Genomic DNA, 14,838 nt, shown 5'->3' on the forward strand with positions numbered 1-14,838 from the left:
GCCCGTAAGGGCTCATTCGTCTAGCTCAACGTATCCTGCAGTATATTAATCAGTGCGCGACTCTAATTGCAGGGTACGCGCTTTTTTTTACATAAAATTTTAAAGGGGTGGAGATATGATTACATTAAATAACATTGCGTTTAAATATCGGGATGATGAAGTCTATGCTTTGGATCATATCTCCATCCGCTTTAACTCAGGTGAGTGGACGTCTATTATCGGTCATAACGGTTCTGGTAAAAGTACGCTGGTTAAAATCATTATGGGGATTATTGAAGAGTACGAAGGCGATATTTACGTTGACGGTGAACTTTTAAATATAGAAAGTAAGCAGACTTTAAGAAGAAAGTTTGCGATTGTCTTTCAAAATCCTGACAATCAGTTTGTCGGTGCGACAGTTGAAGATGATGTTGCATTCGGACTGGAGAACCTTGGACTCGACAGAGCAGAAATGGTTAAAAGAACGGAACATGCACTGGGTCTTGTTAATATGCTGGACTTTAGAAAGCATGAACCTCATCGTCTGTCCGGCGGTCAAAAACAAAGAGTAGCGATTGCAGGTGCTTTAGCTATGAAACCGGAAGTGCTGATTTTAGATGAAGCAACCTCTATGCTCGATCCATCAGGACGTAAGGAAGTATTGTCTATTTTAAGTGAGCTGCATGAACGCCTGGATACGACCATTCTGTTTATTACGCATGACTTAACTGAAATTGCTGAGAGTGATAAGGTGATTGTGATGAATAATGGACAGATTGTTGCCGAAGGATCTTTAGAAGAAGTATATAAAGATAAGAATCTGCTTTTAGAAAGTAACTTAAAAGTGCCGTATACAATGGAAATTTCCGATGCACTTTTAGATGGATCCTACATGACGCATGAAGAGCTGGTGAGACGCTTATGACAATTCAATTTAAAAATACCAGTGTGTTTTATCATCGGAAAACGCCGTTTGAGTATCAGGCCTTAAAAGATATTAATACGACTTTTGATGCAGGTAAATTTTACGGTCTAATCGGACATACGGGCAGCGGCAAGTCGACTTTGATTCAAACGATGAACGGTCTGCTGCTGCCGTCAGCAGGTACTGTTGAAGTGGATGGTATACAGCTGACAAAAAAGGTGAAACAGAAAGTGATTCATCTTGCCAAAATGAAAGTGGGCATGGTATTTCAGTTTCCTGAACATCAGCTGTTTGAAAGTACAGTGTTGAAAGATGTCATGTTCGGACCGATGAATATGGGACGCAGTGAAGAGACTGCAAGAAAAAAAGCATGTGATTATTTACAGCTCCTAAATGTTCATGAGTCCCTGCTCGATAAAAGTCCATTTGAATTATCCGGCGGTCAAATGAGAAAAGTTGCGATTGCAGGTATTCTTGCAATGGAGCCGAATATTCTCATACTGGATGAACCGACAGCGGGACTGGATCCTGTGAGTCACGATGAAACGATGCAGCTCTTTTACGATGTATATAAAAAGACCGGCATCACTGTTATTTTAATTACTCACGATATGAATGATGTGCTGAAGTTTACCGATGAAGTGAAAGTCATGTCACAGGGCAGTCTGATTAAAGAGGGAATCACGTCCGAGATTTTAAGTGACGGGAATTTCATGGAGCAGTATAATTTGGAAATTCCACATGTCATCCGGCTCGTACAGGATCTGAAGAAAAAAGGGATAAACTTAAAAGGTACGCCTAAAGACACGGCTGATTTTATTCAGCTGTATGAAGAGTGGAGGCAGAGCCATGCTTAGCTCAATGCTGCTCGGGAGATATATCCCGGGAAATAGTATCGTTCACAAGCTGGATCCAAGAGCGAAGCTTATTTCAGTCCTTTTATTTATGATTATTGTATTCTTTGCGAATCACTGGGTCGGCTATGGTTTGTTAATCTTGTTCGTTTTATCCGTCACTAAGCTGGCAGGACTGTCCATCAGATTTTTATTTAACGGTTTAAAGTTAATCTTTATCCTTTTAATCTTTACTTTTTTGATGCACCTTTTCCTGACAAAAGGCGGTACAGTATTGATCGACGGCGGTTTCTTCACCATTGAATCTGAAGGGCTGATTACCGGTATCTACATTACCATCCGTCTGGTCTTATTAGTGATCATTACGACGCTGATGACTCTGACAACGAGTCCAATAGAGCTGACGGATGCGATTGAAAAGCTATGTAAACCGCTTAAAAGCATCAAAGTACCCGTCCATGAAATTGCGATGATGATGTCTATTTCATTAAGATTCATACCGACTTTGATGGATGAGACAGAAAAAATTATTAAAGCACAGAGTGCACGGGGATCGACATTTATGACCGGCAGTTTAATAAAACGGATTAACGCTCTGGTACCGATATTTATACCGCTTTTCATGTCTGCCTTTAAACGTGCCGAAGAGATGGCAGTGGCAATGGAAGTAAGAGGGTATCAGGGAGATGCAGGCAGAACGCATTACCGTGTCTTATCCTGGAAAAACCGGGATACAATTGCACTGATAGTATTACTCTTATTCGGTGCACTATTATTATTTGTAAGGCAGTGAAATTGATGAGAGTATTAGTCAATATTTCGTATAACGGCCGCGATTTCAGCGGCTTTCAATACCAGCATGATTACAGAACCGTACAAGGCACGATAGAAAAACAGCTTAAGCGTATGCACAAAACTTTTGTTAGAATCCATGCATCTTCAAGAACGGATGCAGGCGTGCACGCCTTAAACCAGTATTTTCATTTTGATACAGAAATCGACTTGCCGCCGGAGAAATGGAAGTTTATTTTAAACCGGGCCATGCCAAAAGATATTTTGATTAACGATGTATCAATCGCTGCCGATGACTTTCACTCGCGATTTGATGCCAAAGGTAAGACGTATCGTTACAAAGTCTATACAGGTGAGAAAAATCCTTTTTATGACGGCTTGAAAACACATTATCCCTATAAATTAGACATCAGCAAAATGAAAGAAGCCATGGCGCCGTTTATCGGTACACATGACTTCACAACCTTTTCCAGTGCCAAAGCTGAAATAACCAATAAAGTCCGGACGATAACGGCATTTGAAGTGACAGAAACACCGGATGGCTATGAATTCACTATAACCGGAACAGGCTTTTTGTATAATATGGTTCGGGTGCTCACAGCTTATGTGCTGGAATGCGGGCGGGGAATCAGAACACCGGATACGCTGAACATGATCGCTGCGAAAGACAGAACAGTTATTCCAAAAACGGCACCGGCTGAAGGTTTGTATTTAGAAAAAGTTTGGTATGAAAAGTTGTAAAAATGCTGGATAGATATTGACATTATGGCACTTAAATTATATAATAATTAACGGTACATTTTTATATCCATCCATGATTAATAGGCCCCGGAAACTTATTAGGATTATGAATATAAAAAGACAAAAACGACTAATTTAAAACGACAATAGAGAACAGATTTAGGAGGAAATTACTATGCGTCAAACGTTTATGGCTAACGAGTCAAACATCGAACGTAAATGGTTTGTTGTAGATGCAGCGGGTAAAACTTTAGGTCGCTTATCTACAGAAGTAGCAACACTATTACGCGGGAAACATAAACCAACTTATACACCACACGTTGATACAGGTGACTACGTTATCGTTATCAATGCAAGTGAGATCGTATTAACTGGTAAAAAAGATTCACAAAAAATCTACTACAGACATTCAGGTCATGTTGGTGGAATCAAATCAGTATCAGCTGGTGAATTAAGAGACAAAAACCCTATGAGATTATTAGAAACTTCTATCAAAGGAATGTTACCTAAGAATCCATTAGGACGTAAACAAGGCAAAAAATTATTCGTATACGGTGGAGCTGAACACCCACACGTTGCACAACAACCTGAAAACTACGAGTTACGTGGTTAAGGACTAGGAGGGAAAACATTTGGCTAAAGTAGAATATCAAGGAACTGGACGTCGTAAGCACTCAGTTGCACGTGTACGTTTAGTACCAGGTGAAGGTAAAGTAACAGTTAACGGACGCGACATGAGAGACTATCTCCCATTCGAAAGTTTAATCTTAGATTTAAACCAGCCATTCGCAGTTACAGAAACAGAAGGTAACTACGATGTATTGGTAAATGTTCACGGTGGTGGCTTTACAGGTCAGGCACAAGCAATCCGTCACGGTATTGCTAGAGCTTTACTTGAAGCAGATCCAGAACACCGCGGCGCGCTGAAAAGAGCTGGACTCTTAACACGTGACCCACGTATGAAAGAACGTTACAAATACGGACTTAAAAAAGCCCGTCGTTCTCCACAATTCTCAAAACGTTAATATACGTTTTATATATTGGAAAGCACTCCCGATTTCGGGAGTGCTTTTTTTATTGCTCGATCAGCTGGATTAAATTGCCGCATGTATCGTTAAATACTGCGAGTTTCATATCGCCCGCAGCTGTCGGTGCCATAGTAAATTCAACACCGTGTGTTTTTAAGCGTTCGTATTCTTTATCGATATCATCGACGCCGAACATTGTCGCAGGTATGCCCTGCTGCATTAAACTGTTCTGATAGTCCTGTGCTGCGACGTTATCATTCGGTTCAAGCACGAGCTCTGTCCCATTCTCATCGTCTTTTGAGACGACTGTAAGCCATCTGAAATTACCTGCAGGTACGTCATGTTTCTTAACGAAGCCGAGGATATCGGTATAGAAAGCTAATGCTTTGTCCTGATTATCAACGAACAGGCTGGTAACGATTATATTCATCATTGCACCTCTTCTTCTTATTTTCTATCTTAAGAATATAATAATGATGAGGATAAATGAAGTATTGAGTCCGTTAATGATTATTGCTATGGTTGAATTTGAAAATGATAAAAAATGAACGGGGTCATTCTATGTATAAAGCGATATTTTTAGATATAGACGATACAGTGTTTAACTTTAAGAAATGTAGTGAGGGTGCTTTAAAAGAGACATTTTCACAGCTGAATCTTGAATACAATAATAATGTATTTGAGTCATTTACTGAGATTGATGAACGTTTGTGGAAACAGCAGAAAGAGGAATTGCTGTCAGTGGCGGATGTGCTCGATATAAGGTTCGCCGAGCTGTCGGAAACACTTGGTTTGGATTACGACAGTAATCTTGCCAAAGAGCATTTTGGAGAACTTCTCGGAGAGCAGTATATTATGGAGCCTGGTATTGAAGCAGTACTCGAGAAGCTGTCTCGCAGTTATAAGATTTACGCGGCTTCAAACGGTGTACTGTCAATGCAGGATAACAGACTGCAGCTGGCCGGATTGAGACAGTATTTTACGGATTTATTTGTCTCTGATGATATCGGCAGTGCGAAGCCAAATATTAGTTTCTTTAGTGAAAGTTTAGTCAGGTCCGATCTTAAAGCGTCAGAAGTGCTTATGGTGGGTGACAGTCTGATCTCTGATATCGCTGGAGCGAATAAGGCAGGGATTAATTCGGTCTGGTATAACCCGTACAGCTTGAAGAATGATACGGATACTCAAGCGGATTATAAAATTCAAAATCTGTATGAGTTATTGGAGATTTTGAAATCATAAATTATCTTAAAGATGATGAACATGATAAAATTATATATGAAAGTAATGACTGTAAAGGAGACATACACATGCAAAATATAAGCGGTAAAACAGCATTGATTACAGGTGCAGGACGCGGCATTGGCCGTGCAACAGCACTTGCTTTAGCAGCGGAAGGTGTTAATATTGGACTGGTTGGACGCACGCTAGAAAACCTTGAAAAAGTTCAGGAAGAGCTAAAAAGTTACGATGTTAAAACAGCAGTTGCTGCAGCCGATGTATCTGATTTAAACGACATCACATCAGCAGTAGAATCTATTCGCGGTGAACTCGGTGCGATTGATATTCTTCTGAATAATGCCGGGATTTCTAAGTTCGGCAGCTTCATGGAGTTAACCCCAGAAGAATGGACAAATATTTTAAACGTGAATGTTAACGGTGTGTATTACACAACTCGGGCAGTCTTGCCTGAAATGATCGAGCGTAATACTGGAGATATTATTAATATTTCCTCGACTGCAGGACAAAAAGGCGGACCAGTAACTAGTGCCTACTCTGCATCGAAAGCGGCAGTTATCGGTTTAAGCGAATCACTGATGATGGAAGTGCGTAAACATAATATCAGAGTGACGACTTTAACGCCAAGTACTGTAGCGACAGATATGGCAGTAGAACTGAATTTAACAGATGGTAATCCCGACAAAGTGATGCAGGCAGAAGATTTAGCTGAATTGATTGTCGCTCAGCTTAAACTGAATAAACGCGTCGTGCTGAAACATGCCGGTTTATGGTCGAATAACCCATAGGGTGAAAAGAATATTGCTGTCTGACTAAAAATCAGGCAGCATTTTTTTTATTTTACTGTAAATATGGGTATAGGATATTAATATTACATATCAAAATTTGGAATTTAAGGGGAAGGCAGATAGGAGGATTGCCATGAGGCGTATTATACTTACACTAATGATGCTGTTTACGATTGCGGCATGTTCTAATGAAGAGGCAGAGCCGAATGAAGACATGACAAATAGTGAAAATGAGAATGAAGAGACTGCTGACACAGAAACAGATACTGAATCAGAAGCGGCGGATGAAGAAGAAACAGATGAGTCTGCAAGTGTATCTTCAAACAGAGGGAATGGTAATACAGAAGATGACGAGTCAGACAGTGAGGATTCTGAAGAAACGACAGAGGGAGCTGCGTCAGATGATGAAGTGCCTGCAGAACCTGCCGACTTACTGGCAGATACTGAACGGGTAGAGGGCTATTGGATTAATTACAGCGGTGAAGATGATGCCAGAAGTCATATGACCCGAACAGAACCGATAGAGTATAACTCAGACCAGGATTATACGGTTACAGCTGCTTCTTACGTATCGTACTTTTACGGTAATGAGTTTATTAAAACGAATAACTACGGTCACGACGGTCCGCATGTGATTGAAAAAGTACCGGAAGCAAATCGGCTCGTAATCAGCTTTAGTGAACCGGAGCAGGATGATATAGAACTGATTGATGCTGCTACTGATGAAGCGTCTGCAGGCAACGAAGTGAACACGACGCCGGATGAACTGATCGGCAGAGGACAGCCTAATGAAGAAGAGATGTCGGGGACGATAATGTTTGGTCAGGATTTCCTGTCTGGTGACGAAGTATATACTGGAGAAAGGATTGACAGCGAGGGAGAATTCGTAGAAGATCCTGATTATTACGTAACGGGTGCACTGCCTTACAGTGCTTCTGGTGATTACGTTATTACAGCACCGGCTTTCGTCAGTTTTTATAACGGCAGGAATTTTATAGAAACGATAGAATTTACTTCAGTACCGGCATATTTGCCGCAAGTGAATGGAGCCAATTATATCAATATCAGTTTCCACGATGACAATCTGCTCGATTTAAATATTATTGAAATTGAATAAAAAAACCGCCTGAAAAATAATTCAGGCGGTTTTTTTAGAGTTTTACTCGTCACTATAATTTGTTAACCGGTTCTTCTTTGTCGATATTTTTACCGATGTTGTTAGAAATTGTCGCACCGACCTTATCCCAGTTCATTAAGTTTTCCATAGCGATGGAAATAATTGTTCCCATTAACAGTCCGCTTGAAAGTAATGGCTGTACATAGCCTGGTAAGCTTGCAAATGCTGAAGCGGGTACTGCCATCAGCACAAGACCTAAGAACATAGGAATGGCAGCGCGGTATATGTTTAAACTGTTGAATTCCACAAGTTTGAACCAGTCCCATGCAGAACCGAACAGCTGCACGTAAGATACAAATAATACCGCACAGCCGACACTTAACGGAATCATCGTAAAGAATGAGCCGATTTGAGGAATAATCCCCATTACGAAGAACATGACTGCCCCGAAAATAAACGGCATGCGTTCGTATATTTTAGTCTGCTGTATAAAACCGATTGACGATACGAATGGTGAATATGGCACCAGTCCTAAGAATCCTGGCAGGATAGTCATGACACCTGTAATCGTAAATGAATTTCTGTAATCTTTGCTCGTTGAAGGTGAATCCGGATAAAGCGGATCTGTACCTTTGATAGAGCCGTACTGTTTAGATAAGTTCAGCATACCAGTAATAATTACTGTAAGTATAATACCGATATTCCATGCCGGTGAACCCAGCGGGAACCAGAAAATTTCAAGTGAAGATCCAGTACCGCCTGCCAGCTGAGAATCTGCACCAAACAGCAGCAAGTATGCTGGCCAGCCGATAATAATACCGATCAGCATAGCGTATTGTGATAATTTATTAGACCCGCGAATCGTTAAGATAAGAACTAAAATAACTATGACAAATGATAGAATTGCAGGTCCAATTTGAATTTCTGTCGGGCCTTCTCCGCCGCCGAATGGCAGTCCAACCATACCTTTAAAGAAACTGATACAGAGAGAGACACCGAATAAGAGCATGAACACACCCATAACACTCGGATTAAATAGTTTTTCTAAGTAATAGCCGAGACCGGTTAAACCAATAATCACAGTCAGAATACCTGTAATGATTAAACCGACTGCAATACTTCCTCCGACTTCAGCAATAGGCATACCCTGAGCTGCCGCAAGTGAAGACAAGGCAAGAAGGACACCCCACCATAGTCCGGAAGGTCCGTCCATAATCGGTCTTCTGTGTCCGATAAATGCTTGGAATAGACAAGCGATACCGCCGAGAATAAATGAAAACTGCATCGTACTGACAATCTCAGCCTGAGATAAATCAAAAGCAGCACCCATTGTAATCGGAACGACGGCTGTATTAATAAAAATATACATTAGCCACTGAAGTCCGCCGAGCCAATTATCAACATTTTTTAAATGTTTCAGCATATTTATAATCACAGCATTTCTTAAATTTTTATTATTTATAATAACCTACCCTATAATATAGAAAAACATGCTGAAAATCATTGGCTATAATAGCTAAGTTTTATTTTATTTTTATCATAAATTATCAAAATTAGACGAAAAGCATCTTCTGATATTTTACACATGGACATTTGCTATACTGTAAATACTATAAGTTTAGGTGGCGTGAAGATATGAAAGTAATCATTGATGCGGATGCGTGTCCTGTTAAGGATATTGTTATAAACGAAACAGCAGATAAAGAGATCAAAGTTTTACTAGTATCGAGTCTGTCTCATTACAGTCAAAAAGAACTGGCGGATCATGCTGAAGCGGTATATGTTGATGCCGGGCCTGATGCTGCCGATTATAAAATTGTGCAGCTGGCTGTTAAAGGAGATGTTATTGTGACTCAGGACTACGGCCTCGCTTCTTTGCTCTTGCCAAAGGGCTGCAAGGTAATCCACCATACTGGCTTTGAATACAACGGTATGAATATGGACCATCTGCTGGAAACACGTCATATGAGCAGTGTCATTAGAAAAGGCGGTGGCAGAACTAAAGGGCCGAAAGCTTTATCCGAAGATGATAAAAATAAGTTTTTAAATACATTTCAACAAGCGATTGCTTCCAAATAAGAGGAGAGAGCACCTATGAGTGAATTTCTATTTATATTAACGAATGTTATGCTGCCGATTGCGATTATCGTTCTGATTGGTTATGTGATGCAGCTGAAATTACAGCTCGACCGTCCAACACTCGGCAAATTGATGATTAATTACATAATGCCCGGATTTATATTTATGAACCTATACAATACTGATATCGATTTTAGCCTGCTGCTCTATATTTTAATGTTTTTATTTATGTTTGCAGTCATTTCTTATATTGTCTCGAGAGTCATTGCTGCAATTAGCGGTGTAAAAGAAGAACACAAAGTACTGTTTACTAATTCCAGTTTATTTTATAATGCTGGAAACTACGGTGTACCGGTGAACGATCTGGTGTTTAAAAGTGACCCGTTTGCAATGAGCGTCCAGGTCATGATGGTGGTATTCCAAAATATTATTGCGTTTTCTTATGGTGTCTTCGTGCTGAGTGCAGAAAATGTCGGTAAGTTTAAGGCGCTGCTCGGTTATTTTAAAATGCCGATTTTCTACGGTCTCTTTTTAGGTTTATTATTTAACTACTTTAATGTGGGACTGCCGGAGCCGATTTTATCGTCTCTTGATTATATTAGAAATGCCATGATCGGCATGGTGCTCTTTATATTAGGGACGCAGATTACTGGTATTAAGTTTAAGAAACTCCGCATGACTGCTTTTGCAGCGACTGCGGTTAAGCTGTTAATCATTCCTGCTCTGGCCTTGCCTCTGCTGCTTTTATTTAATGTCGATGGTGTCGTTGCCCAGGCAATATTAATTACGACAGCCATGCCTGCCTCGGTGAACAGTTCGGTTATTGCCCAGCAGTACAGCAAGGATCCGGAATATGCTGCAGAAATCGTCATGATGAGTACACTGCTGAGTGCGGTGACTGTGCCGCTCGTTATATATACAGCACTAAATATGTTTTAAAACAGAAAAAACGTCAAAGATACGATATATCAAGTATCTTTGACGCTTTTTTTATTTTAAATACATATCAAGAAATTTTTGAGTTGGATATTCGCAAACATTTTTAACAGGAATATTTTTTCTGTACTTAGCAATGAGTTTATAAACTGTATCTCTCAGAAATCTTGGGATCAGTTTAAGCAGAATGAACGGTTTTAACCAGCGGTTGGCATCTGCCATAAGGTGGAGAGCTGCATCGGAATAAATATATGTTTGACCGTTGGCCATATAAATTACACTGTCTACATCATTGTCGGGCCGGTAATTTTCTTTTGCCCAGTCAGTATTGAAGTCCGTAATACGTAGGTCTGGGTTGTCGTTCAGCCGTACTGTCAGCCGGACAAAAAAGTTACAGAAACTGCAATCACCATCAAAAATAAGGACATTCATTATGATGCCTCCTTTTAAGCAATCTTAGCAAAAAAGAGCAGCCTTATTCAAAAAGGCCGCTCTTAGACGATACGTTATTTTTAACGATCATTTCGATTTCTACTTCCGCACCAAGCGGAAGTTCCAAAACTGCGACGCATGTACGTGAAGGGTACGGTGCACTGAATTTTTCTTTGTACACTTCATTCATCGCTTCGAAGTTTTTCATAGTCGTTAAGTAAACATTGACTTTAACAACTTGTTCTTCAGTCACACCGGCATCTTTCATTACATCAAACAGGTTATTAAAAGCAACCTCCGTTTGTTTGGCAATATTACCAGTTAAGTCTTCTGTAACATCCAGACGATTTTTAGCTGTTTGTCCTGAGAAGTACAGGAAGTCTCCTGCATCAGTAACGTGTGAGTAGGGACCTGAACTGCTGACTGTATTAGTATTGAATGCTTTTCTAGTCATAAAACATCCTCCTTCTTATAATAATTTAATCATATCATCTTTAAATATATTAAATAGGCCAAAGTTCCATCAATTAGTGTAAAAAGGGTTATCCAGCATCGATAATAAAGAAGGATATTTTCATAAGCAGATTGATAGGTATATACACCCTAAATGCTGTTATAGTACACTGTAGATGATATTAAGAGTTTTATCTATGTAGGATAAAGCTCTACTAAAAATGAGGTTTTGCCATGGACTATACAGTCAAAGAATTATTAACGCTGCCTGAGTTTCAGAACGCTCAATATATCGGGACCAAACAAAGTCTCGCGAAAAATATAAGGGGAATTACGATTATCGATTCGCCCGACATTTCTTTATGGCTGAACGGCGGGGAGGCAATTTTAACCAGTTTCTTCCCGATGAGGAACTTATCTGATCAGGAAATGAAAGAGTGGATGCACCAGCTCGCTGATAAAAAAATCAGCGCTTTGATCGTTAAAGTGCGTAAAGAGCTGGACAATATTCCGAAGCCCGTCTCCGATGTATGTAAAGACAGAAATATACCAATTATTATTCTGCCAAAAGAAATTCCTTTTATAGATATAATTTATAAAGTGACCCGCAAAATTTTTAATCAGGATGTTGAGAAGTTAGAGTATTTCAGAGAAATTCACCATCGTTTCACGGAATTATCTATTCGCAATGTCAGCGATGAAGTCATTATAGAAGCACTCGAATCACTGATTGGAAATCCGGTTACAATTTACAATGAGTTATTTAAAGTCATCGCGACGACAGACCAGGAAGTCGAACTATTTTACGAATCCGATAAATTTCAAAAACAGGAGAATACGCAAAATACGATTTTTCCGATTTACCGCAGGTTTGTGATTTACCCGAAACTGCAAGACCGGGAATGTGAACAGATTATGATTCCAATTACGACGGTAAACCAAACAAAAGTAATGCTCGTCATCAGTGCGATTCATTCCGGCTTCAGCGATTTTGATTTTATCGCCATTGAAAATGCGGCAACAGCCTTGTCTTTAAACCTCGCTAAAAAAATCGCTATTTCTGAAGTGGAAAAGAAATATAAAAATGAAATTATCGATGATCTGCTGTCAGGTAATATTAAAGACGAAGATGGTATTGCAGAACGTGCAGAGAATATTAACTTCGATTTAAACAGCCGTTCAGCAGTTGTTGTATTTACTTTGGAATTTACTGGCAAAAAAGCGACGAGTGTCAGCCGGGAAAGGTATTACAACATACTCATCAACAACATCGACTATTACTTAAAAAATGCGATTGTGCGCGAACGGTTTAATCAGGTTATCGTGATTTGGCCGATACATTCCGGACAGAGCAACAAGAAAAAAGAAATGGATAATATTAAACGCACACTCGGTCACGTCATTTATAAATTTGAGAGCGCCGTTAAAGATGCCAAAGTTTACACAGGTATCGGCTCAATTGCGGATACTGTGCGCGATTTGCCGAAGAGTCACAAAGAAGCCCAGGAAGTGCTCGACGTTAATGCGCTGGCCTACGGACAAAATCAGATTCTCAGTTTCGAAGAGCTTGGTATTTACCGTCTGCTGTATCAGTTCAAGCATGACAATAACAGATTAAAAGAATTTATACCGGCAAGTTTACAGCGGCTTTTGGATTATAATAAGACGAACAGGGAACAACTAATAGAAACGCTGGAGATGTACTTGCAATGCCAGCAAAACGTGTCGCGTTCTGCTGACAGACTATTCGTCCATTACAAAACTGTGTCTTACCGTTTAGACCGTATTAAAGAAATTACGCAGATGGATTACGAAGATGCCAATGAAATGCTGTCCGTTCAAGTTGGACTGAAGATTCTCGAGATTCTCAGAAAGGAGTAAAACTGTAAAATATGGATAATTAAATAGATTAATCCTAAGAAAATTATCTACTTTCGATAAAGACATAACTTGTGTAAGCGTATATAATTAATAAGGCTAATACTTAGCTTTAATTTTATAACATATAATAAATTCAAAATAGAGGTGTAAATATGTCAGAAGAACACAACGAACTTCAAGGCGAGAATTTGGACGCAGCGGCACAAACGGATTCTTTAAAACCGAATGGTCCTGAAGACAGAACTTTAGGCGCGGCAGGCTACATGTCATTATGGGTCGGAGACGGTGTCAACATGGGTAACATGACACTCGGTGCGAGTGTTGTTGTCGCAGGTATGGCGGTGCTCAACATTTGGCAGACGATTGCAGCAGCATTAATTGCAATTGGTATTGTATCTATTCTTTTCGCATTAAACGACAGAGCGGGTTACAAATACGGGATTCCGTATGTCGCTCACTTAAAAGCATCATTTGGTGAAAAAGGGACACTGCTTTCTTCACTGCTTCGTGCAGTACCGGCGGTTATCTGGTACGGTATCCAGAGCTGGATCGGTGGTACAGCATTAAACGAAGTGTTCAGAATTCTGTCGGGCGGAGCATTTGATAATGTATTCGTCGGTTTCATAATTTTACTTGTTGTGCAGATCATTCTTTCAATGAAAGGATTCAAGAGTATTAAAGCAGTTGAATCAGTCGCTTCAATTATACTGATGGGTATCGTTATTACGGTATTCTTCATCTTGATTAAAGATCACAGTGCAGCTATTGCAGATACTTGGATTAACACTGAAGGTACATGGGGCGTGCCATTCTTCGCATACGTTATGGTATTCCTTGGTAACTACGCAGCGATTTTCTTAAGTGCAGCGGATTATTCCCGTGAACTTAAAACAGGATACAGCGATTCTAAAAGAGGCTTGCTGTACTTCCTGCCAATCATCGTCGCTTATGGTTCTGTTATCGTAGTCGGTGCGATGCTGGCAAGTGCAACAGGCTATGCCAACCCTGCACTCGGACTGCCTGCACTATTTGATAATGTCTACATGCAGTTATTCATTTCAGCATTTATTGTGTTCGGTGCAATTGCTGTAAACATGGTAGCGAATATCGTAACGCCAACATACGTTATTCAGCTGTTTACAAAACTGAATTACAAAGTTGCAGTAACAATTACAGGACTGCTTGCAATGGGTTCATTCCCTTGGTTATTAGTTCAGGACGATAACGCTAAAGGGCTTGATACTTTCGTTCACGTCTACTCAGCATTTTTAGGACCGTTAATTGCAATTCTTATCGTTGAATACTACTTCATGAGAAAACAGCATATCGATATTAAAGAACTTTACAAAAAAGGCGGCAACTTTGACGGTGTCAACTACGCAGCACTCGTTGCACTGGCAATCGGTGCAGCAGCAGCATTCCTATTTGTTGACCTGGCTTGGCTAATCGGATTTATCGTTGCAGCCATTGCATACCCAATTATTAGTAAAACAATGTTTAAAAACTCACGATTCAAAAAAGGAACAATTTTTGACAGTGAAACTAAATAGTATTTGAAGAAGGGCGTTGAAATCATATGATTTCAACGCTCTTT

Annotated in this window: 17 protein-coding genes; 13 read left to right on the forward strand and 4 right to left on the reverse strand. The window is 39.9% G+C overall.

Annotated features, from left to right (window positions below; genetic code table 11):
* Positions 1-115 precede the first annotated feature (115 nt).
* The 6 genes from IEU81_RS08205 (at position 116) to rpsI (ending at position 4,316) form a co-directional block, all read left to right on the forward strand.
* Complete coding sequence (locus IEU81_RS08205) at positions 116-904, forward strand: energy-coupling factor transporter ATPase (protein WP_092595610.1); 789 nt, start codon at positions 116-118, stop codon at positions 902-904.
* Positions 901-1,761 (forward strand): energy-coupling factor transporter ATPase, encoded by an 861-nt coding sequence (locus tag IEU81_RS08210; RefSeq protein ID WP_092595608.1) that lies wholly within the window; start codon positions 901-903, stop codon positions 1,759-1,761. Before IEU81_RS08205 ends, IEU81_RS08210 begins: the two co-directional genes overlap by 4 nt.
* The gene (locus tag IEU81_RS08215) at positions 1,754-2,551 is read left to right on the forward strand and encodes an energy-coupling factor transporter transmembrane component T family protein (RefSeq protein ID WP_186089398.1); all 798 of its coding nucleotides are present in this window, start codon (positions 1,754-1,756) and stop codon (positions 2,549-2,551) included. Before IEU81_RS08210 ends, IEU81_RS08215 begins: the two co-directional genes overlap by 8 nt.
* Positions 2,552-2,556: 5 nt before the next feature.
* The gene (truA, locus tag IEU81_RS08220) at positions 2,557-3,291 is read left to right on the forward strand and encodes a tRNA pseudouridine(38-40) synthase TruA (RefSeq protein ID WP_092595603.1); all 735 of its coding nucleotides are present in this window, start codon (positions 2,557-2,559) and stop codon (positions 3,289-3,291) included.
* Positions 3,292-3,466: 175 nt separating this feature from the next.
* Positions 3,467-3,904 carry a 50S ribosomal protein L13 gene (rplM, locus tag IEU81_RS08225; RefSeq protein ID WP_092595601.1) on the forward strand — a complete coding sequence of 146 codons (438 nt, stop codon included), beginning with the start codon at positions 3,467-3,469 and terminating at the stop codon, positions 3,902-3,904.
* 19 nt (positions 3,905-3,923) lie between these two features.
* Positions 3,924-4,316 carry a 30S ribosomal protein S9 gene (rpsI, locus tag IEU81_RS08230; RefSeq protein ID WP_092595599.1) on the forward strand — a complete coding sequence of 131 codons (393 nt, stop codon included), beginning with the start codon at positions 3,924-3,926 and terminating at the stop codon, positions 4,314-4,316.
* A gap of 49 nt (positions 4,317-4,365) precedes the next feature.
* Here rpsI and IEU81_RS08235 read toward each other — a convergent pair whose 3' ends face one another.
* A complete protein-coding gene (locus IEU81_RS08235) occupies positions 4,366-4,749 on the reverse strand; it encodes a VOC family protein (protein ID WP_186089708.1) in 384 nt (127 codons plus the stop codon).
* Between the two features lie 131 nt (positions 4,750-4,880).
* On the opposite strand from IEU81_RS08235, the gene IEU81_RS08240 reads away from it, so the two are divergent.
* From IEU81_RS08240 to IEU81_RS08250, 3 genes are all read left to right on the forward strand, one after another.
* Entirely contained in the window at positions 4,881-5,561 is a 681-nt protein-coding gene (locus IEU81_RS08240; RefSeq protein WP_186089396.1) for a YjjG family noncanonical pyrimidine nucleotidase, read from the forward strand.
* A 68-nt stretch (positions 5,562-5,629) separates the two neighbouring features.
* Positions 5,630-6,346, forward strand: coding sequence for a 3-ketoacyl-ACP reductase (locus tag IEU81_RS08245; RefSeq protein ID WP_092595587.1), 717 nt, complete (start codon positions 5,630-5,632; stop codon positions 6,344-6,346).
* A gap of 133 nt (positions 6,347-6,479) precedes the next feature.
* Positions 6,480-7,463 carry a hypothetical protein gene (locus tag IEU81_RS08250; protein WP_231957213.1) on the forward strand — a complete coding sequence of 328 codons (984 nt, stop codon included), beginning with the start codon at positions 6,480-6,482 and terminating at the stop codon, positions 7,461-7,463.
* Between the two features lie 52 nt (positions 7,464-7,515).
* Here IEU81_RS08250 and IEU81_RS08255 read toward each other — a convergent pair whose 3' ends face one another.
* Positions 7,516-8,886: a uracil/xanthine transporter gene (locus tag IEU81_RS08255; RefSeq protein ID WP_186089394.1), complete on the reverse strand. Its 1,371-nt coding sequence runs from the start codon at positions 8,884-8,886 to the stop codon at positions 7,516-7,518.
* A 212-nt stretch (positions 8,887-9,098) separates the two neighbouring features.
* Between IEU81_RS08255 and IEU81_RS08260 the strand changes: the two genes are divergently transcribed.
* Positions 9,099-9,542: a YaiI/YqxD family protein gene (locus tag IEU81_RS08260; RefSeq protein ID WP_092595584.1), complete on the forward strand. Its 444-nt coding sequence runs from the start codon at positions 9,099-9,101 to the stop codon at positions 9,540-9,542.
* Positions 9,543-9,557: 15 nt separating this feature from the next.
* Positions 9,558-10,481 (forward strand): AEC family transporter, encoded by a 924-nt coding sequence (locus IEU81_RS08265; protein ID WP_186089392.1) that lies wholly within the window; start codon positions 9,558-9,560, stop codon positions 10,479-10,481.
* Positions 10,482-10,532: 51 nt separating this feature from the next.
* Here IEU81_RS08265 and IEU81_RS08270 read toward each other — a convergent pair whose 3' ends face one another.
* Positions 10,533-10,910 carry a thiol-disulfide oxidoreductase DCC family protein gene (locus IEU81_RS08270; protein WP_092595580.1) on the reverse strand — a complete coding sequence of 126 codons (378 nt, stop codon included), beginning with the start codon at positions 10,908-10,910 and terminating at the stop codon, positions 10,533-10,535.
* 43 nt (positions 10,911-10,953) lie between these two features.
* Complete coding sequence (locus tag IEU81_RS08275) at positions 10,954-11,364, reverse strand: RidA family protein (RefSeq protein WP_186089390.1); 411 nt, start codon at positions 11,362-11,364, stop codon at positions 10,954-10,956.
* 233 nt (positions 11,365-11,597) lie between these two features.
* Here IEU81_RS08275 and IEU81_RS08280 point away from each other — a divergent pair, with 233 nt between their 5' ends.
* Entirely contained in the window at positions 11,598-13,244 is a 1,647-nt protein-coding gene (locus tag IEU81_RS08280) for a PucR family transcriptional regulator (protein ID WP_186089388.1), read from the forward strand.
* A gap of 152 nt (positions 13,245-13,396) precedes the next feature.
* Positions 13,397-14,794 (forward strand): NCS1 family transporter, encoded by a 1,398-nt coding sequence (locus IEU81_RS08285; protein WP_186089387.1) that lies wholly within the window; start codon positions 13,397-13,399, stop codon positions 14,792-14,794.
* Positions 14,795-14,838: the final 44 nt, after the last annotated feature.

This window comes from Jeotgalicoccus aerolatus (genome assembly GCF_014635205.1).
GTDB classification, from domain to species: Bacteria; Bacillota; Bacilli; order Staphylococcales; family Salinicoccaceae; genus Jeotgalicoccus; species Jeotgalicoccus aerolatus.

Coding starts and splice junctions, on each gene's coding strand:
- IEU81_RS08205 (WP_092595610.1), top strand. CDS start 116: ATGATTACATTAAATAACATTGCGTTTAAATATCGGGATGATGAAGTC.
- IEU81_RS08250 (WP_231957213.1), top strand. CDS start 6,480: ATGAGGCGTATTATACTTACACTAATGATGCTGTTTACGATTGCGGCA.
- IEU81_RS08280 (WP_186089388.1), top strand. CDS start 11,598: ATGGACTATACAGTCAAAGAATTATTAACGCTGCCTGAGTTTCAGAAC.
- IEU81_RS08275 (WP_186089390.1), bottom strand. CDS start 11,364: ATGACTAGAAAAGCATTCAATACTAATACAGTCAGCAGTTCAGGTCCC.
- IEU81_RS08240 (WP_186089396.1), top strand. CDS start 4,881: ATGTATAAAGCGATATTTTTAGATATAGACGATACAGTGTTTAACTTT.
- IEU81_RS08210 (WP_092595608.1), top strand. CDS start 901: ATGACAATTCAATTTAAAAATACCAGTGTGTTTTATCATCGGAAAACG.
- IEU81_RS08245 (WP_092595587.1), top strand. CDS start 5,630: ATGCAAAATATAAGCGGTAAAACAGCATTGATTACAGGTGCAGGACGC.
- IEU81_RS08260 (WP_092595584.1), top strand. CDS start 9,099: ATGAAAGTAATCATTGATGCGGATGCGTGTCCTGTTAAGGATATTGTT.
- truA (WP_092595603.1), top strand. CDS start 2,557: ATGAGAGTATTAGTCAATATTTCGTATAACGGCCGCGATTTCAGCGGC.
- IEU81_RS08285 (WP_186089387.1), top strand. CDS start 13,397: ATGTCAGAAGAACACAACGAACTTCAAGGCGAGAATTTGGACGCAGCG.
- IEU81_RS08215 (WP_186089398.1), top strand. CDS start 1,754: ATGCTTAGCTCAATGCTGCTCGGGAGATATATCCCGGGAAATAGTATC.
- IEU81_RS08235 (WP_186089708.1), bottom strand. CDS start 4,749: ATGAATATAATCGTTACCAGCCTGTTCGTTGATAATCAGGACAAAGCA.
- IEU81_RS08265 (WP_186089392.1), top strand. CDS start 9,558: ATGAGTGAATTTCTATTTATATTAACGAATGTTATGCTGCCGATTGCG.
- rplM (WP_092595601.1), top strand. CDS start 3,467: ATGCGTCAAACGTTTATGGCTAACGAGTCAAACATCGAACGTAAATGG.
- IEU81_RS08270 (WP_092595580.1), bottom strand. CDS start 10,910: ATGAATGTCCTTATTTTTGATGGTGATTGCAGTTTCTGTAACTTTTTT.
- IEU81_RS08255 (WP_186089394.1), bottom strand. CDS start 8,886: ATGCTGAAACATTTAAAAAATGTTGATAATTGGCTCGGCGGACTTCAG.